Source organism: Pseudoduganella sp. GW821-FHT11H04 (assembly GCF_058807935.1).
In genome coordinates this window covers 75,819-100,133 of the sequence record NZ_JBXARE010000008.1, presented here as the reverse complement: position 1 = coordinate 100,133, position 24,315 = coordinate 75,819, and the positions used below count along the sequence as shown (strand labels likewise).

Sequence of the window (24,315 nt, the reverse complement as noted above, 5' to 3'; positions counted from 1 at the left end):
GTGGAGCTTCAAGTGCCCTGATTATAATCTCCGCCCCCGCGCTTGCCGAAACGATCCGGGGTCTATATAATTCGGGCCCTTCGGGTCGTTAGCTCAGTTGGTAGAGCAGCGGACTTTTAATCCGTTGGTCGCAGGTTCGAGCCCCGCACGGCCTACCAGAAAAAGATAGAATAGCCAGCCTTCGGGCTGGCTATTTTATTATCTGCACTATGAAGCACACCCTCTTCCTCTTCGACCTCGACGACACCCTGCTGGATTTCCGGGCTTCCGAAAAGCTCTCCTTCGAACGCGTGTTGCGCGAACTGGGCTTCAATGACAACATCGACGAATTGTTCCAGCAATACCAGGGCGTCAATCTCGAATTGTGGCGTGCCTTTGAAGCCGGCACGGTCACGAAAGAATTCCTGAAGGTTGAGCGCTTCCGCAAGACTTTCGCGGCAAATGCGCTGGAGCTTGACCCGCAGCGGGCGAGCCACCGCTACCTTGAGTCGCTCTCGGAAAACGTCGTGCTGATCGATGGCGCCAAGCGCCTGTGCGAGACACTGGCCGCCCACGGAGAAGTGGGCATCATTACCAACGGCGTAGCCAGCATCCAGGATCGCCGCATTGCCAGCTCGGGGCTGGGCGACTACATCTCATTCACCGCGACATCCGAAGCCTGCGGCTACGCCAAACCCGATAGCCGCTTCTTCGAATATGCGACGAAGATGGCGCGCGCCCCCTTCCGCAAGGACGCGACCATCATCGTGGGCGACCGGCTTGACGCCGACATCCTTGGCGCCAACCGGTTCGGCATCGAAAGCTGCTGGTTCAACCCGGGCCGCTTAAGCAACGACACGGAAGCACTGCCCACTTTCGAAGCCGTCCACCTCGACGATATCGCGCCCCTCCTCGCTTAGAAGGCGAAGCGCAGGCCCGCATTCACACGGCGGCCGACATCCTCCAGGGTCAGGAACTGGCTCTCGTTGTTGGCGTATTCGTGCATACGCTCGTTGCCCAGGTTGATGCCATCCAGGTACAGCGCGATCTTCGGAGTCAGGTTGTAGCGCAGGCTCATATCGTACTGGCCATACGCTGCACGGGTGCGCGGCTGGGTGCTGCCGCCGCCGCAATCGACAGCGAACTTGTTGCGCCAGTTGTAGCTCACACGCGCCGAGAAGGTCTCGTTTTCATAGAACACGGAACCGTTCCACGACTGCTTCGACAAGCCTGGGTAGCCGCAATCCAGCGCAGCTGCATCGTCGCGGTTCGCGGTGGCGTCGACGAAGGTGTAGTTGGCGGCGACGCCGAAGCCCTTCAGCCAGGCGTTGCTGTTATCAAAGGCGAACTGGCCTGCCAGCTCAATGCCCTTGATCTTGCCCTTTTGGCCGTTGCGGATACGGGTGTCATGTACCACTTCCGTGTACTGAGGGATCTTGATGTCTTCCAGGCGCTTCTCCAGGAAGTTCGAGACGCTCTTATGGAACAGCGCCGCACCCAGGAAGTTGGTCTTGGACAGGTACCACTCATACGACAGGTCCAGGTTTTTCGACTCCATCGGCTTCAGGTAAGGGTTGCCGCCGCCGGTCTGCACGTCGCCGAAGCGGCCGCCGTACCAGTTATCAACGCCCATCTGGTTCAGGGTTGGGCGGGTCTGGGTCTTGGATGCCGCCAGGCGCACAACCATCTCGTCGGTCAGGTCGAACTTCACGTTACCGGATGGCAGGAAGCTGTTGTAGCTGTTGTCGACCGAGGTTTGCACCGCAGGGCCGTAGTTCAGGATGTAGGTGGTGTCGTTCGGGCTCTTGGTGGCAGACAGCAGTTCGCGGCTGATACCGGTCGAAGTCGAATTCACATGCACCACGCGCACGCCGGCATTGGCCGACCAGCGCTCGCCTTCCCATTTCGAATCAACGAAGAAGCTCGATACTTTTTCCTTCACGCTCCACATATTCGGCTTGGTGTAGTCGATCGACATCGGGCCGTTCGGGAACTTGGTCTTATCCAGGTACAGGGCCGGGTCGTTCGACAGCGCCAGCGTCGAAGGCTGGTTCAGGTAGGCCATGTAGTCGTATGGATTGAAGCTCAGGTAGCTGGCCGGCGCGCCGGCAAAGGCGTTGTCCAGCGATTTCACCGTGAACAGCGACGATGGCAGGGACACGTGGTAGCCGCTGAAGGCATTCCAGGAATCGCTCTCCCACTGGCTGCGGCCCACCTTGCGCTGCGAATACGAGACGCCCGTGTCGAGGCCCTTGAAAGCGCCCATCTCATGCGACCATGAGGCGCTCATGCGGCCTTCACTCAATTCATCGGCAAAGCGCACATCTTTATTGGACACCGCGTGGGCGCGCACCGCCGTCGGGTCGGTAATGCCGTCGCCAAACTGCAGGCTAGGCATGCTGCCGAAGGTCAGCGTGTCGCCATTCTTCGGCACCATGCCGGCCACGATCCACTGGTCCGGCGTCTTGGTGGTGGTGCGCGAATTCGAGATATCGCCTTCCAGCTTCCATTCCGGCGAGACGTTCCACTTCGAATTCAGGCCGAAGGCTTTGGTGATCGACAGCCGGTCGCCACCCTTGACGATCATGTCGTTCGAGTTGGCGTCGGTCAGCACGCCGGTGCCGTCGCCCACCAGGGCCGGGTTATTGGCGAAGAAGTTCGCGCCCGGACGGAAGAAGCTCACCACCTGGTTGTTCGCGTCAGTCTTGACGCCCAGCTGCACCGGGTTGTTCCAGTCGCTGATCGCGATCACGTCATTGCGCTGGTTCAGGCGCGAGTACAGCGCGTCGGCGGTCAGCTTCCAGTCGGCCGACGGGTTGTATTGCACGGTGAGGTTGCTGACCAGGCGCTTGCGGCTCTCGATTTCCTGCTGGTAGCCGAAGCTTTGCGGCATCAGCAGCTTCTTGCTGGTGACGTTGGCCATGGTCAGGCCCTTGGAATTCAGGTCGCCGTCGATCATGTAGACGTCGCGCAGGTTCCAGCCGTCGTTGATGGCTTTGTTCTGCTTGGAGGCGCGGTCGGTGTAGGACAGCGAGCCGGTCACGCCGAAGGTCTTGTTCTCGTTGGCGAAGGAGTACATGCCGCTGACGTTTGGCGTGTTCTTCTTGGAGTTCGAATCGTAGGAGTCGAACACATTGACCACGCCAGTGTGGCCAGGCTTGCCGGACAGCGGACGGGCAGTCTGGATATCCACGGTCGAACCAATGCCGCCTTCAGGCAGGAAAGGCATGGAAGTCTTGTAGACCAGGGCTTTCGAAATCAAATCGGAAGACAAAAGGTCGAAAGAGAAATCGCGGCCACCGGTGTCGCTGGTCATGGTGCGGCCGTTGACCAGCACATTATTGAATTCCGGGCCCAGGCCGCGCACCGAGATGTAGCGCCCTTCCCCGTTATTGCGCTGGATTTGCACGCCGGTCACGCGCTGCAGGGATTCGGCGATGTTCGTGTCCGGGAATTTGCCGGCGTCTTCGGCCGACACGGCATCGACCACACCCTCTTGCAGGCGCTTGGTCGCCAGCGAGGAAGCCAGCGATGCACGCACGCCGCTCACCACGATTTTGGCCGAAGGATCGATCGCCTCGTCGGCGGTTTGAGCAAAGGCACCCAGGGGCAGCAGCATTTCCGCAATCAGCGCTGCCAATACAGTCTTACGCATTGTTGTCTCCATTGTTCTGGTTTTGGTGAGTCAATCTTATGCGGGACGTGAAAGTTGAAAGTATTGCGTCTTTTCGTTTTGATATTCCGAAAACATATGTGTCGTTTCCACAAAGGGGCGTCGGCCACATAGGAATCGTGTAGGAAACTTGCAACAAGTGACTATTCGAGAGCGTTCTCGCCCGTACGAATCGTTACAATTCGCAATCTTTTATTGCTAGATTGAACATGACCGATAACATTTACGCCCCGCCCCTCTCCAACTTCGAAGAGCCGAAAACGGCAACGCGTTCGGATAATCGCTTCTATGTCGTTTCAACGCGCAAGTTGCTGATCCTGTATTTCATGACATTCGGCTTCTATCTCCGGTATTGGAACTATAAGAACTGGGCCTTGCACAACAAGGCAACCGATGAAGGCGTCTGGCCTATCCCGCGTACGATCTTCTCGGTCTTCTTCCAGCATTCGCTGTTCCGCAACGTTGCAGACCACGACGCCACCGGCGAGCGCGGCGCCTGGGACTCCAGGCAGAATGCCACGTTCATGGTGGTCCTCATAATCACGTCGAATATCATGTGGCGCCTGGCAGACAAAGGCTGGGCTTGGCCCTATGTCAATATTTGTACGCTGCTGTTGCTGGTGCCGACCGGCCTGCTGCTTAAGAGCGTTCAGGGCGAAATCAATGCGCGCTGCGGCGACCCAAGCGGAGCCGACAACGCGACATTTACGGCTGCAAACATTATCTGGTGCGTGCTTGGCGGTTTATTCTGGCTGCTAATGCTCGCCGGACTGCTCATCGCCCCTTAATCCGTCTTGTGGCCTGCCAGGGGAATCTCTGGCAGGAACAACAGCACGATAAGCGCCAGCAGCACCAGCACCGCACCGGCGCCGAAGATGCCGGCAATTGCGTGGCGGTACACGGCCACCGTCGATGGCAGCACACTCACGCCGAGCCCCACCGCCGCCACCGCCTGCACCCCGTGGGTATGCAGCGACCGCGCCAGCATGGCGCCCGAACCCGTCACGCCCAGCAAGCCGCCCAGCGAGCGGAAGAAAGTCAGCATCGCCGTACCCACGCCGCGGCGCGCCAGCGGCAAAGCGTTCTGCACCGCGATGGTCATATTCGGCATCACCAGTCCCAGGCCCGCGCCAAGCAGGAAAATCGCAGGCTCAATCACGCCATAGCCCCAGCTGGCCTCCATCCCCCACGCCAGGGTGGAAAACGCCACCAGCGCCGCCACCAGGCCGCCCAGTTGCACGCCCTTGCACTTGCCGGTACGCGCCAGCCGGCGCCCGCTCACCATCGAGGAGCCGACCAGGCCAAGCATCATGGCAACGGTCAGCATGCCGGAACTGGCCGGACTGCTCCCCATCACCACCTGGAAAAACAGCGGGAAGAACACGGTCGCCCCCATCAACCCCATGAAGGTCAGCGCCATCACCACACTGGCGATATTGAACACGCGGTTGCCGAACAAATCCGGCGGCAGCACAGGTTCCGGCACTTGGCGCACATGGACGGCCAGCCAGCCGCCCAGCACCAGCGCCAGCACGCTGCAAACCTGCACCTGCACAGAATTCCATGGCCACTCCGTGCCGCCCAGCGCCAGCACCAGCAGCGCCGAGGTGATCGCTCCCGTCATCAACACCGAACCGAGGTAATCGACGCGATGCGCGTGGTGGATGGTTTCCTTGCGCAGTGCGCGCGCAATGGCGTAGAAGGCCACCGCGCCCACCGGCAGGTTGACATAGAAAGTCCAATGCCATGACAGCGCATCGGTAATCAGGCCCCCCAGCACAGGCCCCAGCAGGCTGGTGGCCGCATACACCACCGGCACCATGCCCATGCGCTTGCCCCGTTCCGCCGGCGGAATGATGTCGGCGATGATGATCTGTGCCAGCGGCAAGAAGCCGCCCGCCCCCACGCCTTGCACCGCGCGGAACACAATCAGCTGCGTCATATTCTGCGACAGGCCGCATAGCACGGAGCCAAACAGGAAGGCGCCCATCGCAACAAAAATCATCGGCCGGCGCCCGTACTGGTCGGCCAGCTTGCCATACAGCGGCATGGTCGCGGTGGACGCAAGCACATAGGCCGTGACCACCCAGGACAGGTGGGCCATGCCGCCCAGGTCGGCCACGATGCGCGGCAGCGCGGTGGCGACGATGCTCTGGTCCAGCGCGCTCAGGCCAAGCACCGCCATGATGGAGAGATAGACGGCGCGGATCTCGCGCTCGGTGACCGGCGTGTCTTTCATGCTTTTCCGATTTCGTTCAGGGGTTCGATGGCCGCTTCCAGCGCGGCCAGCTGGGCCGGCGTGAGGCGGTTGACGCGATTCGCCATCCAGTCGCGCCGCGATTCGCGCAAGGCTTCGAGGCGCTCGGCGCCAAGACCGGTGACCTGCAGGCCGGAACGGCGCCGGTCTTGCGGATCGGGCGCGCTGCGCTCCACCAGGCCCGCCTCCTCCATCGCTTTGACATGGCCGCTCATGGTCGGGGCGCGCACATTCTCCAGGCGCGCCAGTTCCGCCACGCCGATGCCGGGTTGTTCCTGGATGATGGACAGCAGCATGTACTGCACCAGCGGGATGTCGCCGCCATTTTCACTGGCGTCGCGCCGCATTTCTCGCACCAGGCGCTTCAGCACCAGGCGTAATTCTTCGGACAACGCGTGAACGCGCGCCTCATGTGATTTTGACATTCAAGATAAAAATAGTTAGGCTACCTATCTATTTTATCGGAATTCTGCTGGCCGCGCAAAAGCCCCAACAGGTGCGTGCGCGCCGCCGCCCTGTTCATTCCCTTTCCTTCCAGGTGGGGCAGCAGCTTGTCGAACAGCTCACGGCGCCGGCTGCCAGCTTCGGAGACATCACGCCGGTCCGAGAAAAAGTCCATCAGGGTGGAGCCGCACAGGCAGTTGCGATAAGCCTCGACGATCGCCACGCTGTCATCGTCAAAGCTTTGCTTGAGGCCAGAGACGTCCTTGCGCACCGATTGGGTTTGCTGCATGAAGTCCGCTGCGGTGTTGAATACGCGCCCGCAGACATTGCAGTGCTTGGGGAAGGCGGAAGCCGCCAGCGCCTGCAATCCCTCAAAGAAAAGACGTTCCTCCATTTTCGCAACCCTTTTCTTCCAGTCTGCTGCAAATTATGAGAAAGTGAATCTTTCCCGCCGCGGAGCAAAAGATGACCCTGAAGGAGCATTGCCGCATCGAGCCGCTGGAACAAGCGCACGCGCTGCACACCAGCTTCTATACCGACCCGCAATGGCTGGACTTCGAACGGCGCGAAGTCTTCGGCGCTGCCTGGCAACTGGCCGCACACACAGGCGAACTGCAAGCCGCAGGCGACCACGTGGTAGGCGACATCGCCGGCAAACCGATCCTCATCATACGCCAGAGCGACGGCAGCTTGCAGGCCTTCTTCAACGTCTGCCGCCACCGCGCCGGTCCTCTCGCCACATGCAACGGCAAAGGCGCGCGTGCGCTGCACTGCAAATACCACGGCTGGACTTACGAACTCGATGGCCGCCTGCGCGCCGCCACTGAAATGCAGGACGCAGCCAACTTCGACAAATCTTCGATTCGCCTGCCGGCGATCCAGGTGCGCGAGTGGCAAGGCCTGGTGTTCGTGGCGCTCAGCGACGACACGCCGCCCTTCGAGCAGGTGTTTGCCGGTATCGGCGAACGCATCGCACCGACCGACCTGTCGGCCATGCGCTTCGCCAAGCGCGACACCTACAAGCTCGATTGCAACTGGAAGGTCTACATCGACAACTTCCTGGAAGGCTACCACCTGCCCTTCGTCCACCCGGGCCTGTCGAAGGTGCTCGACTACCGCGTCTACGATACCGAACTGGCGCAGTGGCATTCGCTGCAGCATTCGCCGCTGCGCAATAACGACGGCATCTATGGCGATGGGAATGCCTGGTACTACTTCATCTACCCCAACATCATGCTGAACATCACGCCGGGGCGGCTGCAGACCAACCGCATCCTGCCGGCGGGCCATCAGCACTGCATCGTGGAGTTCGACTATTACTACACTGAGGAACCCGAGGTACAGGCGCGCATCGAGGCCGAGCAAGCCTTCAGCGACGAGATACAGGCCGAGGACATCAGCATCTGCGAACACGTGCAGCAAGGCCTGGCGTCCGGCTCCTACAGCGCCGGACGCCTGAACCCCAAGCGTGAAAGCGGCGTTTGGCATTTCCAGAACCTGCTGCGCACCGCCTATGCACGCCATGGATAAAACCAAACCGCTCGGCTTCTGGATGTGCACTTCCCTGATCGTGGGGAATATGATCGGCATGGGCATCTTCATGCTGCCAGCCGCGCTGGCGCCGTTTGGCAAAAACGCCTTTGCGGGATGGGCCATCACCGTGATCGGCTGCCTGTTCATCGCCCACGTCTTCGCACGGCTGGCGCGCGCCATGCCGGATGAAGACGGCCCTTACGGATACTGCCGCCGCGCCTTCGGCAACGGCGTCGCCTTCTTCACCATGTGGTGCTACTGGGTGTCGATCTGGGTCACCAATGCGGCGCTGGCGATCGGCATCGTCGGCTATCTCACTACCCTGATACCCGCACTCTCATCACACCCCGCCCTGCCGCCTCTGGCGGCCATGGCCATCATCTGGTTCTTTGTGCTGGTCAGCCTGCGCGGCGCGCTGGCATCGGGCCGCGTGCAGCTGGCTTCCGCTGCGCTCAAGCTGCTGCCGATGGGCGCCATCGTGCTGCTCGGCGCCTGGGTCATGATGGGCAACGGCGCCGCCTACGCCGCCCACCTGCCGGCTACGCCCTTCACCCTCGACGGCACCGCGGCTGCCGGCACCATCGCCCTGTTTGCCATGCTGGGCGTGGAATGCGCCTCGCTTCCAGCCACCAAGGTGCACCAGCCGGAACGCACCATACCGCGCGCCACAATCGCCGGCACGCTGGTTGCGGCGGTCGTGTATGTGCTGGTCTGCACCATACCCATGCTACTCCTGCCGCAGGCCGAGCTGGCCGCGTCCAACGCGCCCTTCGTCGACTTGTTCCGCCGCTATTGGGATGCCGGCAGCGGGCACTGGCTGGCCTTGGCGGTGATCATCAGCGGTCTCGGAGCGCTGAATGGCTGGACCATGCTGGCTGGTGAAGTGACGGCCTCCATGGCCCACCATGGCATCTTCCCCGCCATGCTGAAAACGCCGAACCGCCACGGCGCGCCGGCCTGGTCGCTGCTGCTGGTGGGCATACTGGCCAGCGCGATGATCGCCATGAACTACAGCCGTTCGCTGGCGGAAGGCTTCACCTTCCTCACACTGGTTGTGACGGCAGCCAGCATGCCCTTGTATCTGGTCGGCGGCGCCGCAGTGTTCAAGCTGCGGCAGCGCGGCGCCATGCTGGCGTTCAGCGCGGTGATGACATGCGTGTTTTCAGTGTGGGCCTTCTACGGCATGGGCCAGGAAGCCTTTTGGTGGGGCGTGGCGCTGGGCGCGGTCAGCCTGCCGGTGTTCTGGCTGGCGCGCTGGCGGCGGAAGGCGCAACGGCTTGCAGGCAATACGCCGCCAGCAGCAGCGCAGCAGTGACGGCGCCGACCAGCGCCAGTTTAGGCAGCATGGCCAGCGTGGCGGCGTGGATGATCAGCTGGTTCTGCAAGACCACGGCGGCAATGAAGGCGGTCAGTGCGGCAAAGGTCCAGCGCGGGCCGCTGGTGCTGGCGCGGGTGGCGAGGTAAAGACGGCCCTTGGGCAGTACGAAGGGAGGCCACGGATCGGCGGCGGCGACATCGGCGGGACGCCAGCCGGTGAGGCGGAACCACAGCGACAGCTTGTCGCGCCAGCGCGCGGTGCGCACGGCGTCGTGCCACATCACGGCCGGCCAGGCGAATTGCGCCCACACGGCATTCCAGCCCGGCGCGCCTTTACGCACGCCGTACACGCATTCCTCGCCTTCTGCAATATAGGTGCCGAACAGGCGATCCCACAACATCAGCGTGGCGGCATAGTTGCGGTCCAGGTAGACATCGTTGACGGCGTGGTGCACGCGGTGGGCGCTTGGCGTATTGAGAATGCCTTCGATCAGCGGCACACGGCCGACCAGGCGGGTGTGGATCCAGAACTGGTAGAACTTGCTCAGCGTGAGCTGGATGATGAACACGCCGGGCGGGCAGCCAAGCAGCGCCAGCGTCATGAACAGCGGCGCATGGAAGACGTCCTGGAAAGCGCCTTGGCGCAACGCGGTGGTGAGGTTGAATTCTTCGCTCTGGTGGTGTGGCGAGTGCACGGCCCACAAGAAATTGATTTCGTGCGACCAGCGGTGCGCCCAGTAATACACGAAGTCAAAAGCGAGGAAGGACCAGATCCAGGTCCACGCTGAATCAGGCGCGGACTGCCACAGCGAGAGGTGGCTGAACACCCAGCCATAGGCCAGCAGCATGGCGGACTTGGTGAACACTTCCAGCGTGACGGTCCAGATGCCGCAGGACATGCTGGTCAGGCTGTCGGCCAGTGTGTAGGCGTCCAGGCGCTGGCGGTGGGACAGCCAGGCCTCCAGCGCGATCATGAGCAGGAAAACAGGCGTGGCCGCGGCCACCAGTGCATTGTTATCGAGCATGTGCAGGCTTGGTCTCAACCCAGCGGGCAAGCGCGGTACGCACGGCCTGCCAGGTCGGGCGGCGCCGACCCGCAGGATCGGCCGCGCCTTTGGCGGCGCCCTTGGATTTGCCTTTGCGCTTCAGGGACGGCAGCTTCTGGCTGTTTTGCGCAGCCAGCGCGGCCTGCGCTTCCTGCTTTGCCTGTGCTGCCTGGGCGCGAGCCTCGCGGCGCGCAGCGGCAGCGATATCGGCCAGCTGCGCCAGTTGCACCGCATTCGGGAATTGCTCCACCAGGTAGCGCGGCGGATGGTCGTCGGTGCGCTGCATCAGCGCGCCCACCACCGGCATGGCGGCATCCCAGCTTACCGTGATCGGCGGATCAAGGCTGGCTGGATCGGCAAAGTACAGCAGGTCGGTCTTGGGCAGGAGACTGGTCATATCGCGCGACCAGGTGCAGGCGCTGGTGCGCAGTTGCTCCGGACCGAGCTTGCCAACCAGGTAGGTGGCGATGCAACGGTTACGCCCGCTGGCCATTTCGTGCGCCTTCATCAATTCTTTCTGCGCGCGGTAATCGTTTCCTTCCACGTATTTGGCCAGGCTGTTCAGGCGGCGCGCCAGGCTTGGCGGCACGAAGAACTGCCAGCGGCCATCGACCAGCCGCAGCAGGCGCGGCATCACCATCTTCTCTTCGCGCATAGCCTCGATTGCCGTTTTCAGCATGGCGTCCAGCGCCGCTTCGTTCTTGTCGCTGGCCACCATCAGCATGCCGCGCGTCGGCACCATCACCACCGGACGGCCTTCAACGACGGTTCCTTCGATCAGTTCCGGCAGCAGCATGCGCGAAGAATCGTAGCCATCGTTCCAGCCGCCGCCGAACACGCCCTGCGGCGAGGACAGCAAAGGCGCGGTGGAACGCGCACGCAGGTTGGCAAAGGCGGCTTCGAAGGCTGCGCTTTCGCTCATGTCCCAGGCTTTGAGATGGGATTGCGCCACGCGATGCACGACGCGGCCGCGATGGTAGGCCAGGCCCATTTCCAGTCCCTCGCAGACGGGCCGGAAGACCAGCGGCGAATAGCCGCGCGCGGCCGCCAGCATGGCTTGCCCGCGCTCGGCGCTGTTGCGCACAATCGGCAGCAGGTGGCTGGCGGCATCCTCCACCATGCCAGGCGTATTGCCCATCAGGACCATGCCTGCCGTGTGGCGCAGCAAGTCTTCGCTGGCGGCCAGCGAAGCGGCCAGCCATTCCAGGTACAGGCGCTCCAGCGGCACCACCAGTTCAAGCGGATATGGCGAAGCCGGGCCGGGCACGCCGAATAATTCCTGTTCGGCCTCGATAAAGCTCCAGCGGCGGCCCGGGTCGAGCAACTCCAGGTGGGCTTGCAGCTGGAAGGCGTATTCAGCCAGGGTGGCGCGCGCCACCGCCACTTTTTCTTCCTCGATCTCGCAGCGCAGGCCGCATGTCATCAAGGCCTCGCGATAACGTTCGGCGGTCGCCCAGTCGATGCCTTTTTTCAGGATGGCGCCCTGGCCGGCGACAATCGGACGCACCGCTTCCAGCGGACGGCGGAACAAAAGCATCAGGCGTGCCTCGACGCGCTCCCGCTGGAAGCTGTCCTGCACGCCAAGAGTTTTGAGCCGGTAGGTCGCCAAAATGTTGTCAAGTTGAAAATTCTGCAACAGCATTGTAAGGTAAGGCGGCCAGCAACTGGCAGCAAAGCTGTATCATGTTGGCCCCATGCCACAAACTATTGCCACCTCCGCCACCAGCGAGCTGATCATTAAGAAAAGCCGCTTCCTCGGCTTTGTCCAGCCGGTCGCCGACCGTGCCGAAGCACAGGCCATTGTGGCACAGTTGCGCGCCGACAACCCGGATGCGGCCCATGTCTGCTGGGCCCTGCTGGCCGGCGGCCAGTCGGCTGCCGTGGACGACGGCGAACCGGGCGGAACGGCTGGCCGCCCCATGCTGGACGTGCTGCGCCACCAGGACCTGGAAGGCGTGCTGGCCGCCGTGGTGCGCTACTACGGCGGCATCAAGCTTGGCGCCGGCGGCCTGGTCCGGGCCTATACCGATACTGTGGCCCAGGCCCTGCTGACGGTGGAAAAGATCGCCATCGTGCGCTACACCGAACTGCGCTGCACCCTGCCCTATTCATTAGAGGGCTTGCTGCGCCGGGAACTTGCTGCAGCCGGCGCCAGCCTGGTCGAAGTCGGCCACCAGGAGCGCGTGATGCTGGCCTTCCGCGTTGCCCAGCCCGAGGCAAAAGCCCTGGCGGCCCGCCTGGATGAAGCCGCAAGCGGCCAGCTGGAATGGCTCAAAGCGACTGGTGACTGAATACCAACTGTTAAGATTGCTGAAAATTATATTAACAATGTTTGCCTAATCGCCGAGCTGTGGCTACTGTCCTAGACATCATGCGCGACGAAACACTGTTCTCCGGCAATCAATTGGCGGCTGTGTTGAATGCCCTGCCCGACCCTGCGTTCATCCTGACGCGCAGCGGACGCTATATGGCTATTTTCGGCGGCATCGACGCCCGCTACTATCACGACGGCTCCCACCTGATCGGCAAAACAATCCATGAAGTGCTGGCAGCCGACAAGGCCGCCTGGTTCCAGTGCGAAATTGAAAAAGCCCTGCAGGATCAGGGCCTGCATATTGTCGAGTACGGCCTGGAAGCAAGCGACGTGAAAGGCTTGAAAACCAATGGCCCCGCCTACCACCTCTGGTTCGAAGGGCGTATCCAGGCGCTCGACTTCCCGGTGAATGGTGAAGACGCCGTGCTGTGGGTCGCCAGCAACATCACCGCGCGCAAGGAGCTGGAAACCCGGCTGCGCATGCTGAGCGAGATCGATGCCCTGTCCGGCCTGCTCAACCGCCGCAAGCTCATGCATGTGCTGGCCGAGCATTTCGATACGTTCGAACGCTACGACACGCCCATGTCCATGCTGATCTTCGATATAGACCACTTCAAGCGCGTCAATGATGAGCACGGGCACCTGGCCGGCGACGTGGTCATCCGCACTGCCGCTGACGTCTGCCGCTGCGAATTACGGAGCACCGACGCGCCGGCCCGCCTGGGCGGCGACGAATTCGTGGTCCTGATGCCACACACCACCTGCGAACAAGCCACGCCGATCGCCGAGCGCCTGCGCCTGCGCATTGCCGAGACCCTGCACGCCCTGGGCAGCATTGGCGATGGCGCCACCATCAGCGGCGGCCTGTCCGAATTCCGCGCCGACGACGAATCCTGCGAAGACGTGCTGAAACGCGGCGACGACGCGCTATACCAGGCAAAGCGCGGCGGCCGTAACCGCATAATCTGCACCGGCTGATGCTTGCAGGGCCTTGGTAAAAGGTTCACAATTCCCTCATCGCCCGAGGGAGGTAGCAATGGACTCTTTGCTTCATTTCAGACCCGGTGACACCTGGCTGCTGCGCGGCCGTGGTGTGCGTGACACGACCCGCTTGCTGGCGCCGGCCCTTGCGCCGCGTGCTTCCGCCTCGCCTGCCATCAGCCGATGGCGCGGCCTTGAGACGATTCCCCTGCACCTGCTGCAAATGCTGCGCGAAGCGCGCGCCAACGACGCCTTTGCGCGCCGGCTGGAGGATTTGCAAGTCTGCGTGTCCCGAGCCGAAATGCAGCTGCGCCAGTTGACGGTAACACAAGCCTGGCAAGTGCCGGAAGCAGGTCCGGTGCTGGGCGGCGACGCCATGCTGGCAAGCTGGCACAAGGTGTCCGAAGGCGGCCCGCTAGCGCGCGAATTTGCCACCTACGCCTGCCATGTTTCAGCCTGCACCCGCCAACTGCAGGAAGCCCTGGCCAGCTTTGACCAACTGGCGCAGCAAGCCGTGGCAAAGGATCGCCATGACTCCCTTTATGCGCTGGCCGAGCGCCTGATCCTCTGGGGCGACACGCTGGTGGAAGATGAAGTGGCAGACGAAGTCATGCTGCGCATCCAGGCCTACCCCGAGCTTTACGAAGAAATGCTGGACGAAGCCGATGGCGGCAGCGACGAAGCAGCCGCCAGCCTGGAGTCCCTGGGCGATGCCGACCTGCTGCGCCTGGACTGGGCAGGCGGACAGCGCACCAAGCTGCTCAAAGCCCTGACACGTCTGCGCGCTTAGGCGGCTGCCATCTGATACGGTCGTTTGCAGGCGCTTCTGCGCCTGTTTTTCAGGGCTGGGCCGGAGCACAATAGGCCCAACCTTGAAAGGAAACGACATGGACAGCAGCAATTCCAACACCAAACCCCGCGGCTTCGGCGAGACCATGCTGGCCGTTGCCTGGTCCTTCATTGGACTGCGCCGGCGCAGCGATTTCGAACGCGATGTCGGCGCCCTGCGCCCAGCTTATGTGATTGTAGGAGCGCTGATTGCAGCCAGCTGCTTCGTCGCCCTCTTGCTGGCCGCAGTGCGCATGGCCACATCGTGATGCCCATGCAGCTTGAACACGCCCACCAGGGTGTCGAGGTGGGCAGCCTGCTGCTTGAGCGCATCCGCCGCTGACGCAGCCTCCTCCACCAGCGCAGCGTTCTGCTGCGTCACCGTATCCATCTCCGTCACGGCGCGGTTGATCTGCTCGATGCCAGCACTTTGCTCATCGCCGGCAGCCGAGATCTCGCGCATGATCTGCGATACGCGCTGCACCGAAGCCACCACTTCGTCCATGGTGTTGCCGGCGCGCGCCACCAGGGCGCTACCTTGGTCAACCTGCTCCACCGAGCTGACGATCAAATCCTTGATTTCCTTGGCGGCGGCGGCCGAACGCTGTGCCAGCTGGCGCACCTCGCTGGCCACCACGGCAAAACCGCGCCCCTGCTCACCGGCGCGTGCCGCCTCCACCGCCGCATTGAGGGCAAGAATATTGGTCTGGAAAGCGATACCGTCGATCACGCCGATGATGTCCGAAATCTTGCGCGAAGAATCGCTGATATTGCCCATGGTCTGGACCACCTGTCCCACCACCGCGCCGCCCTGCTGCGCCACCGCGCTGGCCGCAGCCGCCAGCTCATTGGCCTGGCGCGCATTGCTGCCGTTCTCGCGCACGGCGCTGGTCAGCTCCTCCATCGAGGACGCGGTTTCCTCCAGCGCGCTGGCCTGCTGCTCGGTGCGCGAAGACAGGTCCAGGTTGCCGGCCGCAATTTGGGTCGCGGCAGCGGTGATGGTTTCCGTCCCCTGACGCACTTCGGATACGATGCGCAGCAGACTGTCACGCATGGTGCTCATGGCCTTCATCATGCTTGCTTCGTCGTCGTGGCGGGTGGCCACGTGCACGGTCAGGTCGCCAGAAGCGATGCGGCCCGCGATTTCGGCAGCAACATCCGGCTCGCCGCCCAACTGGGCCAGCAAGCGGCGCGCAATCATGGTGGCGGCTGCCACGCCGGCCACCAGGGCCAGGCCGCTCATGGCCAACATCATGGTGCGGGCCGAGGCATAGGCTTCCGCCGCCGCTGCGGCATCGTGTTCATTATGTTTACGTTGCAGCTGGACGTCTTCGTCCATCGCATCCTGCCAGCGCTGGGTGGCCGGGCCGGCTTTGGCCATCAGCAGCGCCGTCGCCTCATCATCTTTATGACCCAGAGCCAGTTGCAGCACCTGGTCGTTCAGCGGCCGCGCTTCCTGCTGCATGGCGAGGATGCGGGTGCGGATTGCCTTGCCTTCCTCTGTAGCCGGCAAAGCCTCCAGGGCCGCCCTGGCTTTGTCGTATGTAGCGCGGGCCGCCTGGATTTTAAGCAGTTCACGCTGCATGGCCGCTTCGTCCGACAGCAGCACGATGGTGCGGCTGACGCGGGCGACGATGTGCACGGACTCCGACATATCCTGAACATAAGCCAGCTTGGCCACATTCAACTGCACCACCTTCTCCAGCCGGGCGTGGATGCGCTGCATGTTATAGATGCCAAGGCCAGAAACGCCAGCCATCAGCACAAGCACCAGGCCAAAACCCAGTGCCAAACGGGTGCCCACCTTCATCGACTGCTTGGACATGACTACTCCTTTCGTAGCGACTCTGCAACCCGAATACTGCAAATAGGCAAGACTACACCAATTCAATTAGAATCTGTCGATTCCAAAATTTAAGCCGCAGCCCTTACATGAACCTGCAAGTAATCCTCAACCTGGCCGTCGCGGCCCTTGTGCTGGCCTTCCTCGTGGTGCAGCAAAAGCGCCACGCCAGCTTCACGGTGCGCGTGTTTTCCGCGCTGGGCCTGGGCATTGTCCTGGGCGCCGCGCTGCAGATGATTTACGGCGCCGGCAGTAACGAAGTCAAAGTAACCGGCGAATACCTTGATATCGTAGGCAGCGGCTACGTCAAGCTGCTGCAGATGATCGTGATGCCGCTGATTATGGTGTCCATCGTGTCGGCCATCCTCAAGCTGCGCAATGCCAGCTCGCTGGGCAAGATCAGCGCGCTGACTATCGGCACGCTGATGATCACCACCACCGTGGCGGCGGCCATCGGCATTTTGATGGCCAAGGTATTCGGACTGAGCGCCGTGGGCCTGGCCTCCAATGCTGCCGAGGTGGCCCGCGGCGCCTACCTGCAAGGCAAGCTGGCCGACGCGCAAGCGCTGTCGCTGCCGAACATGATCCTGTCCTTCATCCCGAGCAATCCCTTCCTCGACATGACGGGCGCACGCAAGACGTCAACCATTGCGGTGGTGGTATTCGCGGTCTTCGTCGGCGTGGCCGCGATTGGCATCGCAGAAAAGAAACCTGATCACTTCACGTCTTTCGACCATGCGGTGCACGTGGCGCACACCATCGTGATGCGCATGGTGACCCTGGTGCTGCGCCTGACTCCTTACGGCGTGTTTGCGCTGATGGCGCAGGTGGTGTCCAGCTCCAGCTACGCCGACATCCTGAACCTGATCGGCTTTGTGGTCGCATCCTACTGCGCCCTGCTGCTGATGTTCTGCGTGCACTTGGCGATGGTCAGCGCCAGCGGCCTCAATCCGCTGCGCTATACCCGCAAGATCCTGCCAGTACTGACTTTCGCCTTCACGTCGCGCACCAGCGCCGGTTCGATTCCGATGAGCGTGCAGACGCAGACCGAACGCCTTGGCACACCGGAAGGCATCGCCAACTTCGCCGCCTCCTTCGGCGCCACCATCGGCCAGAACGGCTGCGCAGGTATCTACCCTGCCATGCTGGCGGTGATGATCGCACCGACCGTCGGCATTGATCCCTTCACCGTCGGCTTTTTGGCGCCGCTACTGGCCATCATTACAGTCGGCTCGGTGGGCGTGGCCGGTGTAGGCGGAGGCGCGACCTTTGCCGCGCTGATCGTGCTGTCTTCCATGAACCTGCCGGTGGCGCTGGCCGGCCTGCTGATTTCCATCGAACCGCTGATCGATATGGGCCGCACTGCCCTCAACGTCAGCGGCTCGATTGCCGCCGGCACGGTCACCAGCCGCGTCATGGGCGAAACCAATATGGCGACCTTTGCCAGCAACCAGGAATTGCAGGTCGATTCCGCTTCCAACGCATAACAACGCAAAACAGGAGACTTCATGCGCCGTATCGCCTTATCCCTCGCTTTGGCGGCACTCGCCGCCGGCAACGCCTTCGCCTCGCCAAGCAATCCAGTGAACGGCGCCGAATTCCGCACCCTGGCGACCGCGCAGCCGACGCAAAAGGTGGAAGGCAAGGTTGAAGTGATCGAGTTCTTCATGTATCACTGCCCTGCGTGCTACATGGTCGACACGCCGCTGACCGAGTGGGCCAAGAAGAACGAAGACAAAGTGAACTTCCGCCGCATCCACCTCTCCAGCGGCGAACTGCGCGACTTCGAGGCGCGCCTGTACGCCACGCTGGAAGCCCTGCAACTGCAAGACACCATGTACAGCAAGGTGCTCGACGCCTGGCATAAGGAACGCCGCCGCCTGCGCAGCGACGAAGAGAATCTGAACTGGGCGCTGCGTAACGGCATCGACAAGGACAAATTCCTGTCCGCCTACAACTCCTTCGGCGTCGCGATGCGCCTCAAGTCGTTGGCGCGGATGGCCGAAGCCTATGGCGTGAACGGCACTCCGACGATCGTCGTCAACGGCAAATTCGTGACCGAGCCGCAAATGGTGGCGCAAGCGAATCCAAACCTGCCAAGCAACGAAGTGATCCCGTCGTCCATGCAGGTGCTGGACGCACTGGTTGCCCGCTCGCGCCAGTAATACCGCAACTCCTCTCCTCCCACCGAACCAGGCGCCTTCTCGCCTCGTTCGGTGCGGCACTCACTTCCCCCGACCGCCAGTCTGGCCGTCTCCCCTCATTCCCGAAGATTGCCCAGAGCGGTTTTAGGCGTCATAATAACTTTTACCAAAACGTCAACATGACACCAAAACCGCGTTTGACCACAGGGATGGACTTACTACGATTGCTCACCATGACTCTTGCCGTCCAAATCGGCATTACGAGCTTTGCGACCGCTGCGGACCAGGGCATTGAGAGACAAAGCGCCTGCGAGTCTGTGATCGTTATAGCGAAGGCCCGCAAGTTCGTACACGAAACGTCTGGCGAGTACCACTGCGAATCGGTTGAAGAATTCTCTAATGACAGGGCCTACTTTGTCGTGAACCTCAAGTACTGGTCGCGAAACGTGCCAAAGGACTTCGAGGGAAGCAACCTTGTGGGATGGTATGTTGTTAAAAAATCTGATTTGAAAGTATACGAATTGAATGCTGACGGGAGTCCAGGAAAACGGATTGAAATTCCTCACAAACAGCGAAAGCCCAACCGTTTGTGACTGCAGCCGTTCAGGATTCGTTGTTCTGGAGCTGTCTTTCACAAGCTGTTTTTTTGTTGGTCGGGCTATGTAGCCTAAGCATCGGAATTTACTGGAACCTTGCCCAACCACAATTCAACCTGATCGCTGTATCGCAAATGAAGCTATCACTCACCATCATACTGTCAGCCACGCTCGTATTGAGTGCGCAGGCACAATCGCCTGGCTCCGCGCCAGGCGAGAAAAAAACCGCCACTGAAGTCACTCATGTCGTGGCGTACAGCAATCAAGACCGCGAGTGGCAGCCGACTGCCGACCAGCGGGAGCGCGCCGTGCGCGGTGTTGTCGCTTACTTGGCGGCGAAGGATTCAGGCCGTTTTGCTGACGCCTACGCGCTGTTTACGCCAATTCAGAAGACCACTGTAACGTTCAGCAGGTGGGAAGCCGACATGCGATCGTTCTATGGTAAGGCAGGAGCGGCAGGAGGCCGCACGTTGAAAAAGATCACTTGGTACAAGAATCCGGTGAGTGGCCCTCCCGGCATCTACGCAGCCGTGGACTTCTCGAGTCAATTCGCAGAACTCAGCTTACATTGCGGGTATGTAGCAATGCAGCAGCAGATGGACGGTTCATTTGGAGTCGCTCGAGAAGAGGAGAATTCGATTCCCAAAAGCGTAATGGCGACGCTAACGCCAGAGATGCTTCAGAGAGTTCGTGCGGAGTACCGCTGCTAGCTTGCCCCGCGATGCCTCGAACATTACAACCAGTACTGCGCCTAACCGCCCTCACCCATGCAAGGATTCTGTGGACATTGCTGCATTCGCCGCGCTTACGCGTAACGTCATACGCGACAACGGATTTGATGAATTCATTCCTGTCGCATGCCTACCGACTCGCCGCGAGATTCGCGGGCTAGATGGACTTGGTGCCGAACAGGATATTGAGAAGGCGTCGCTTGACTGGGCTGCATCTCTCGTTGACGAAGCGGAGGAATTCCTTATCGCCTTCAAGGTCGCTGAAACCCAGTTCAAGGTGGTTCACCGCATGAATGGGATGTTTGAAAGCGCGATTTTCGAGGCTCAGGAATGATGCATCAAGTCGCGCCATCTTCCGCTCTTTAATCGTAGAGTTCCCAAATGATTCGCGCCCTTGCCCAAATTTTCCTGTTGTCGATGTTCTGCCTTCCCAGGATCGCCCTGGCTGGCTATGACTTACATATCACCAGGGCTGCAGAATGGACATTGAGCTCGAACCATCCGATTTCAGAACTGGAGTGGAAAGCTGCCGTCGCATCTGATGGTCAGCTTCAGATGGATACGCGCGCTACCGCTGAAAATCCGAAGACGCATGAGGTCATTCAGGTTTTTAACCCTTTGATGGCTTCATGGATCGATCCGACGTCAAAAGAGAAGCACTACTTCTACTATTCACGGGGTGAAATCACGGTCAAGAATCCGAGCAAGAGCGCAATCGCGAAAATGAAGGCAGTCGCAAAAAAGCTTTCTGCACGTGTTCAAGGAGACGACGGTGAGTGGTATTAACGGAATACGCCAATTTGATGTGGTACGCGTTAAAGCGATCCGTAATACCCGCTTTGCCGATGCAACCGTTGACTATGAACGCCTGCCGCAAATCGGGGACATCGGTGCAATTCTCGAGATCTATTCAAAACCGGAACCTGCGTACGAAGTCGAATGCTCAAATCCAAAAAATGGTTTCACCATTTGGTTAGATGCAATGTACCCCGACGAAATCGAACTAGTCGATGAAGAGCAATTTGAACGATAACACGCATGTCAGGCACCTGTTCGCGCCGGAAGCCAACGAACTCTGTGGCAAGAAGTGGACGGCTTCCGAATTTGTACGCTTCACGGCACCAAAATGATCGAAATCCTCTACAACGAAAACTACAAGCGCCAAAGAGCTGGTCGCGCAGTGGCTTCGGCGATGTCGGGTATGGAGGGAGGTATTGCAAATAGCTACGACGCCTCGCTGGATGAAGTGCTCCGTACACTCCTCACTTGGAAAGAACGCTCCTCGGACCTGCACCATAAGTACTAAAGCCTGGCCAAGTCATACCTTTACTTAACTATGAAAATACGAGTTCTGTCATTCCTGTCGGCGCTGGCAATTTGCCTTCCTGCAGCAGCAGATCAAGTGCGCTTTACTGGTCAAACAACCGCCACTGAGAAGCTCATTACTGACACGCTCAACACCGTAGCGGTCCTTGGGCCTTCGCGATTCAATTGCCCAACTATCGAGGCAGTCGAAGCACAAATTCTTCCCAAGTCTTTTACACCTCCGGGGAAAAATAATCCTGAAGGTTCGAACCCAACGACTTATGAGCGTTGGGGTGTCACATTCTGCGGCAAGGTTGTGCCGCTGCTGATTGCATTCTGGCCCGCGGCTGATGGCGGCATGATGTTCCGGGTAAGCCTGCATTCCGCAACTGCACCAGGCACGCAATGAGGCCTGCAGCTTATCCAGCCTGTTGATCGCTAGGGGCGTAGGCGTCATAATGGGATTGCTAAAACGTTAACGCGACGTTAAATTCATTTGACCCAATCTGGAGAATCCGCAGTGTTCGCAAAAAAAGCCTTCGCCTCTATCGCCCTGGCGGCTACCGCTATGTTGGCAGTTCCAGCGCATGCTGGCGTGTATCAAGATGATCTGGGCAAGTGCCTGGTCAAGAATTCGACCACGCAGGACAAGCAAGTTCTGACGCAGTGGATCTTTTTTGCCATCGCCTTGAATCCGCAGCTCAATTCGTACTCGAACATCCCTCAGGATAAGCGCGAAGCGGCAGACAAGGCCATCGCTGGTCTCTTTTCCCGCCTGGTTGGCGACGCCTGCGCGAACGAAGCCAAACTGGCCATCAAATATGAGGGCGTAGGCGCCTTCCGTGGCGCATTCGAACTCCTGGGCCAAATCGCCGGCCGTGAACTCTTTGCCGCGCCTGAAGTCGCAGCGGGAACTTCCACCTTCACGAAGTACCTGGACTCCGCCGACCTGCAGAAGAAACTGGATCTGCCGAAGAAATAAGATTTCGAAGATTTGCGCAACAACTAGAGAAAGGAGGATTTTAGAAATGCCTAATTTCCCAACTACTGGTAGAACACATGCAAATTCATATCTTCAGAGGACCCGGCCGGGTCTTCGGCTTCACAACGCAGCCAACAGGTGACAATCTCCCGCAAAAATACTCGCCTTGGACTGAGTTCAAGACAGTCGAACTTTTAAGGGAAGTGCGAACGCCTGGCGTTGACTCAAACGAGTGCCTCGACGACATTGAGGCGCATGGCGTGCACATAACCGACGCCCACGTCCGCATCACCGAAGAGGCCATTCGCTAGAGGCCTGGGTACTGTCCGAATTCGGACAGTACCGTGCGGCGGCGCTCACCATGCCCGCCGCAAAACCATGGAAACATGCGGCTTTGCGACATGGCACGGAGATTGCAACACCCCGTGCATGGACCAAGCAATCAACCCTTCAATCATCAAGCGCCGCAAGCGCACAACGCTCATTGCGATAGGCGCCGGCCTCGCTCTGGCCTGCGCCGCCGTGTGGGGCGTCAACCGTGCCGTAGCGCCGAGCGTTGGCGCAAACCAGCTGAATATCGCCGAAGTACGCTTAGGCAGCATCGCCGACACCATCGATGCAGCCGGCGTCGTCGTGCCCGTGCACGAAGAACAGGTACCCAGCCCGATCCAGACCCGCATCGCCAAAGTCCACGCCCGCCCCGGCCAGCAAGTCACCACCGGCGCCCTTCTGCTGGAGCTGGACAACCAGTCCGTCAAGCTGGAGCTGGAACGCCTGAAGGAACAACTGGCGCAGCAGGACAACCGCATCCAGACCCTGCGACTGGAACAGGAACAGAAGCGCAAGCAGCTCGCCAGCAGCATCGAACTTCTTCAGTTGGACCTGCAATCAACGCGCGCCAAGCTGCAACGCTCGCAGACCCTGCGCCAGCATGGCGGCGTATCGGCGGAGGATTTACTGACCGCGGAACTGAATGTGAAGCGCAATGAAATCCAGCTGCGCCAGCAGCAGGAACAGGTGGAGGACGTGCGCCGCGCCACCGCCAGCAATATCGAAGGCGCCCAGCTGCAGCAAAGCATCCTGCGCAAGCAATTGGCGCAGCAAGAGGAGCTCCTGGCGCGCACCCAGGTTCGCGCTCCTTTCGACGGCATGCTCACCTGGCTGCTGCAGGACGAAGGCGCCGCCGTGGCCTCCGGCCAGTTGGTAGCCCGCGTCTCGGACATGCACAACTACCGGGTGGAAGCCACGCTGTCCGACTTCCACTCCCGCCGCGTGGAGCCTGGCCAGGCGGTGCTCATCGAGCAAGGCGCCCTGCAACTACAAGGCAAGGTGCACACCATCCTGCCGGAAATCCAGGACGGCACCGTCAAGCTGCTCATCACACTGGACCAGCCAAATCACCCGCAACTGCGCAACAAGCTGCGTGTCGATGCCAATATCGTCGCTGCCCGCAAGGATGGCGCCCTGGTTGTAACGCGCGGTCCCGCCATCAATGGGCGCGGACAGCAAGCAGTCTTCGTCGTGAATGGCGGCACCGCGCGCAAGGCCATGCTGAATATTGGCGCCAGCGACGGCAAACAAGTTGAAGTCCTTGCCGGTGCACGCGCCGGCGACCGCATCGTTATATCCGACACCTCCAATTTCAAAGATTACGACTCTATCAGGATCGCGCAATGATTAAACTCGAAAAAGTCAGCAAGACTTACCTCACCGACAAGGTGCAAACCTTGGCCCTGAAGGACATCGACCTGCACGTGCAGAAGTCCGAATTCGTCTGCATCATGGGCCCCAGCGGCTGCGGCAAGAGCACGCTGCTCAATATCATTGGCCTGCTGGACCGCCCAGGCGCGGGCGCCATCCACGTCGGCGGCCAAGAGGTTCGGTCATACAAGGACAAGCATGTTGCGAAGCTGCGCAACGACACCTTCGGCTTTATCTTCCAGAGCTTCCACCTGATTAACGACCTGCGCGTGATCGACAATGTTGAACTGCCCCTGCTCTATCGCAGCATGTCCGGAAGCGAGCGCCGCGAGCGGGCTCGCGCCGCGCTGGAAAAAGTCGGCCTGGGTGCGCGCATGGAGCACTATCCCAACCAGCTCTCCGGCGGCCAGCAGCAGCGTGTCGCCATCGCGCGCGCCATGGTGGGTCAGCCCGGCGTGCTGCTGGCCGACGAACCGACCGGCAACCTCGATAGCAAAATGGGCGCGGAAGTCATGGACATCCTGCTCAAGCTGAACGAGGAAGGCACCACCGTCGTCATGGTCACCCACGACGAAAACGAAGCCCGCCGCGCCCACCGCATCGTGCGCGTGTTCGACGGCCAGTTGGTGGCGTAAGGAGCG

General features: G+C 60.7%; 27 protein-coding genes and 1 tRNA gene. 21 read left to right on the top strand and 7 right to left on the bottom strand.

Going from position 1 to position 24,315, the window contains the following annotated elements; translation table 11 throughout:
• Nucleotides 1-82 precede the first annotated feature (82 nt).
• Both AC1RTP_RS18285 and AC1RTP_RS18280 read left to right on the top strand, forming a co-directional pair.
• Nucleotides 83-158 (top strand) — tRNA-Lys (locus tag AC1RTP_RS18285).
• Between the two features lie 51 nt (nt 159-209).
• On the top strand, nt 210-899 hold the full coding sequence (locus AC1RTP_RS18280) for a YjjG family noncanonical pyrimidine nucleotidase (protein ID WP_498609244.1): 690 nt from the start codon (nt 210-212) through the stop codon (nt 897-899).
• Here the strand turns inward: AC1RTP_RS18280 and AC1RTP_RS18275 are convergent.
• Nucleotides 896-3,634, bottom strand: coding sequence for a TonB-dependent receptor (locus AC1RTP_RS18275; protein ID WP_498609242.1), 2,739 nt, complete (start codon nt 3,632-3,634; stop codon nt 896-898). The two genes, AC1RTP_RS18280 and AC1RTP_RS18275, sit on opposite strands and share 4 nt — an antisense overlap.
• A gap of 227 nt (nt 3,635-3,861) precedes the next feature.
• Between AC1RTP_RS18275 and AC1RTP_RS18270 the strand changes: the two genes are divergently transcribed.
• Nucleotides 3,862-4,440: a hypothetical protein gene (locus AC1RTP_RS18270; protein WP_498609241.1), complete on the top strand. Its 579-nt coding sequence runs from the start codon at nt 3,862-3,864 to the stop codon at nt 4,438-4,440.
• Here AC1RTP_RS18270 and AC1RTP_RS18265 read toward each other — a convergent pair.
• From AC1RTP_RS18265 to AC1RTP_RS18255, 3 genes are read right to left on the bottom strand one after another with little or no spacing between them, the layout of a single operon-like run.
• Nucleotides 4,437-5,891: an MDR family MFS transporter gene (locus AC1RTP_RS18265; protein WP_498609239.1), complete on the bottom strand. Its 1,455-nt coding sequence runs from the start codon at nt 5,889-5,891 to the stop codon at nt 4,437-4,439. The genes AC1RTP_RS18270 and AC1RTP_RS18265 overlap by 4 nt on opposite strands.
• Nucleotides 5,888-6,334, bottom strand: coding sequence for a MarR family winged helix-turn-helix transcriptional regulator (locus tag AC1RTP_RS18260; protein ID WP_498609237.1), 447 nt, complete (start codon nt 6,332-6,334; stop codon nt 5,888-5,890). Before AC1RTP_RS18260 ends, AC1RTP_RS18265 begins: the two co-directional genes overlap by 4 nt.
• Before the next feature lie 20 nt (nt 6,335-6,354).
• Nucleotides 6,355-6,747: a hypothetical protein gene (locus tag AC1RTP_RS18255; RefSeq protein ID WP_498609235.1), complete on the bottom strand. Its 393-nt coding sequence runs from the start codon at nt 6,745-6,747 to the stop codon at nt 6,355-6,357.
• 71 nt (nt 6,748-6,818) lie between these two features.
• Between AC1RTP_RS18255 and AC1RTP_RS18250 the strand changes: the two genes are divergently transcribed.
• Both AC1RTP_RS18250 and AC1RTP_RS18245 read left to right on the top strand, forming a co-directional pair.
• On the top strand, nt 6,819-7,883 hold the full coding sequence (locus AC1RTP_RS18250) for an aromatic ring-hydroxylating oxygenase subunit alpha (RefSeq protein ID WP_498609233.1): 1,065 nt from the start codon (nt 6,819-6,821) through the stop codon (nt 7,881-7,883).
• Nucleotides 7,876-9,201, top strand: coding sequence for an amino acid permease (locus AC1RTP_RS18245; RefSeq protein WP_498609231.1), 1,326 nt, complete (start codon nt 7,876-7,878; stop codon nt 9,199-9,201). Before AC1RTP_RS18250 ends, AC1RTP_RS18245 begins: the two co-directional genes overlap by 8 nt.
• Here AC1RTP_RS18245 and AC1RTP_RS18240 read toward each other — a convergent pair.
• The gene (locus tag AC1RTP_RS18240) at nt 9,113-10,228 is read right to left on the bottom strand and encodes a sterol desaturase family protein (protein WP_498609229.1); all 1,116 of its coding nucleotides are present in this window, start codon (nt 10,226-10,228) and stop codon (nt 9,113-9,115) included. The genes AC1RTP_RS18245 and AC1RTP_RS18240 overlap by 89 nt on opposite strands.
• Nucleotides 10,218-11,858: a DUF1444 domain-containing protein gene (locus tag AC1RTP_RS18235; protein ID WP_498609227.1), complete on the bottom strand. Its 1,641-nt coding sequence runs from the start codon at nt 11,856-11,858 to the stop codon at nt 10,218-10,220. Before AC1RTP_RS18235 ends, AC1RTP_RS18240 begins: the two co-directional genes overlap by 11 nt.
• Before the next feature lie 85 nt (nt 11,859-11,943).
• Here AC1RTP_RS18235 and AC1RTP_RS18230 point away from each other — a divergent pair, with 85 nt between their 5' ends.
• From AC1RTP_RS18230 to AC1RTP_RS18215, 4 genes are all read left to right on the top strand, one after another.
• Nucleotides 11,944-12,540 carry an IMPACT family protein gene (locus tag AC1RTP_RS18230; RefSeq protein WP_498609225.1) on the top strand — a complete coding sequence of 199 codons (597 nt, stop codon included), beginning with the start codon at nt 11,944-11,946 and terminating at the stop codon, nt 12,538-12,540.
• A gap of 80 nt (nt 12,541-12,620) precedes the next feature.
• The gene (locus tag AC1RTP_RS18225; protein ID WP_498609223.1) at nt 12,621-13,541 is read left to right on the top strand and encodes a GGDEF domain-containing protein; all 921 of its coding nucleotides are present in this window, start codon (nt 12,621-12,623) and stop codon (nt 13,539-13,541) included.
• 58 nt (nt 13,542-13,599) lie between these two features.
• Nucleotides 13,600-14,334 (top strand): hypothetical protein, encoded by a 735-nt coding sequence (locus tag AC1RTP_RS18220; RefSeq protein ID WP_498609222.1) that lies wholly within the window; start codon nt 13,600-13,602, stop codon nt 14,332-14,334.
• Nucleotides 14,335-14,431: 97 nt separating this feature from the next.
• The gene (locus AC1RTP_RS18215; RefSeq protein ID WP_498609220.1) at nt 14,432-14,641 is read left to right on the top strand and encodes a DUF2970 domain-containing protein; all 210 of its coding nucleotides are present in this window, start codon (nt 14,432-14,434) and stop codon (nt 14,639-14,641) included.
• Here the strand turns inward: AC1RTP_RS18215 and AC1RTP_RS18210 are convergent.
• Nucleotides 14,560-16,197, bottom strand: a complete 1,638-nt coding sequence (locus tag AC1RTP_RS18210) for a methyl-accepting chemotaxis protein (protein ID WP_498609218.1) — start codon at nt 16,195-16,197, stop codon at nt 14,560-14,562. The two genes, AC1RTP_RS18215 and AC1RTP_RS18210, sit on opposite strands and share 82 nt — an antisense overlap.
• Nucleotides 16,198-16,304: 107 nt before the next feature.
• Here AC1RTP_RS18210 and AC1RTP_RS18205 point away from each other — a divergent pair, with 107 nt between their 5' ends.
• The 12 genes from AC1RTP_RS18205 (at nt 16,305) to AC1RTP_RS18150 (ending at nt 24,309) form a co-directional block, all read left to right on the top strand.
• The gene (locus tag AC1RTP_RS18205; protein ID WP_498609217.1) at nt 16,305-17,702 is read left to right on the top strand and encodes an L-cystine transporter; all 1,398 of its coding nucleotides are present in this window, start codon (nt 16,305-16,307) and stop codon (nt 17,700-17,702) included.
• A 21-nt stretch (nt 17,703-17,723) separates the two neighbouring features.
• On the top strand, nt 17,724-18,380 hold the full coding sequence (locus AC1RTP_RS18200; RefSeq protein ID WP_498609215.1) for a thiol:disulfide interchange protein DsbA/DsbL: 657 nt from the start codon (nt 17,724-17,726) through the stop codon (nt 18,378-18,380).
• Between the two features lie 212 nt (nt 18,381-18,592).
• On the top strand, nt 18,593-18,952 hold the full coding sequence (locus AC1RTP_RS18195) for a hypothetical protein (protein ID WP_498609213.1): 360 nt from the start codon (nt 18,593-18,595) through the stop codon (nt 18,950-18,952).
• Between the two features lie 137 nt (nt 18,953-19,089).
• Nucleotides 19,090-19,665, top strand: a complete 576-nt coding sequence (locus tag AC1RTP_RS18190; RefSeq protein WP_498609211.1) for a DUF4019 domain-containing protein — start codon at nt 19,090-19,092, stop codon at nt 19,663-19,665.
• Between the two features lie 70 nt (nt 19,666-19,735).
• Complete coding sequence (locus tag AC1RTP_RS18185) at nt 19,736-20,020, top strand: hypothetical protein (RefSeq protein WP_498609209.1); 285 nt, start codon at nt 19,736-19,738, stop codon at nt 20,018-20,020.
• 47 nt (nt 20,021-20,067) lie between these two features.
• A complete protein-coding gene (locus tag AC1RTP_RS18180) occupies nt 20,068-20,472 on the top strand; it encodes a hypothetical protein (protein ID WP_498609208.1) in 405 nt (134 codons plus the stop codon).
• Complete coding sequence (locus tag AC1RTP_RS18175) at nt 20,459-20,719, top strand: hypothetical protein (protein WP_498609206.1); 261 nt, start codon at nt 20,459-20,461, stop codon at nt 20,717-20,719. Before AC1RTP_RS18180 ends, AC1RTP_RS18175 begins: the two co-directional genes overlap by 14 nt.
• Before the next feature lie 93 nt (nt 20,720-20,812).
• Nucleotides 20,813-20,992: a hypothetical protein gene (locus tag AC1RTP_RS18170; RefSeq protein WP_498609204.1), complete on the top strand. Its 180-nt coding sequence runs from the start codon at nt 20,813-20,815 to the stop codon at nt 20,990-20,992.
• A gap of 30 nt (nt 20,993-21,022) precedes the next feature.
• Nucleotides 21,023-21,400, top strand: a complete 378-nt coding sequence (locus AC1RTP_RS18165) for a hypothetical protein (RefSeq protein ID WP_498609202.1) — start codon at nt 21,023-21,025, stop codon at nt 21,398-21,400.
• Nucleotides 21,401-21,511: 111 nt separating this feature from the next.
• On the top strand, nt 21,512-21,973 hold the full coding sequence (locus AC1RTP_RS18160; protein ID WP_498609200.1) for a hypothetical protein: 462 nt from the start codon (nt 21,512-21,514) through the stop codon (nt 21,971-21,973).
• Between the two features lie 429 nt (nt 21,974-22,402).
• A complete protein-coding gene (locus AC1RTP_RS18155) occupies nt 22,403-23,650 on the top strand; it encodes an efflux RND transporter periplasmic adaptor subunit (protein ID WP_498609198.1) in 1,248 nt (415 codons plus the stop codon).
• A complete protein-coding gene (locus tag AC1RTP_RS18150; RefSeq protein WP_498609196.1) occupies nt 23,647-24,309 on the top strand; it encodes an ABC transporter ATP-binding protein in 663 nt (220 codons plus the stop codon). The genes AC1RTP_RS18155 and AC1RTP_RS18150 overlap by 4 nt, the downstream gene beginning before the upstream one ends.
• Nucleotides 24,310-24,315 lie beyond the last annotated feature (6 nt).